The sequence below is a fragment of the Liquorilactobacillus mali genome, from assembly GCF_001437155.1.
Taxonomy (GTDB): domain Bacteria; phylum Bacillota; class Bacilli; order Lactobacillales; family Lactobacillaceae; genus Liquorilactobacillus; species Liquorilactobacillus mali_A.
Genome location: NZ_JQAR01000071.1, coordinates 1 through 559, shown reverse-complemented (window position 1 = coordinate 559; position 559 = coordinate 1). Strand labels below are relative to the sequence as shown.

1 protein-coding gene is annotated in these 559 nt (G+C 44.0%); it reads left to right on the top strand.

The features are described 5' to 3' along the window. Window positions 1-86 precede the first annotated feature (86 nt). Window positions 87-559: recombinase family protein (locus tag IV36_RS11755; RefSeq protein WP_056992678.1), on the top strand; the 473-nt coding region annotated here is incomplete at its 3' end.

The window sequence follows — 559 nt, the reverse complement described above, 5'->3', positions numbered from 1 at the left end:
GTGTACCCAGGTGGTACACTTTTTTAGTTGTGCTATACTAAGAAAAACATGTGTACCATTTGGATGTACCAAGGAGGACGCGGGAAATGAAAGTTGGATATGCACGGGTGAGTACCACTGAACAGAACTTAGATCGCCAATTAGACGCACTTAAAAAAGCCGGGGTGCAAAAAATTTTTGCCGAAAAAATTTCGGGGAAGAATGTAGACCGTCCCCAATTAAAAGCTATGTTGGAGTATATTCATGATCAAGATGAGATTGTTGTTTTGAGTTTGGATCGCTTAGGGCGAAGTTCACGTGATTTGACGGAAATTATTGAAGAGGTCCGCCATAAAGGAGCCGTGCTAAATATTTTGGACTTACCAAGTTTTGCGGGTGTTGAAGACCAAAACCTGAAAGCTTTGTTATCCAACTTAGTGTTGGAGATCTACAAATACACGGCTGAAGAGGAGCGGCGGAAAATTCGTGAACGTCAGCGCCAAGGAATTGAGTTGGCCAAACAACGTGGCGCTTATAAAGGAGCAGTGCGTTTGTACGCACCGGATTCACCTGATCGCCG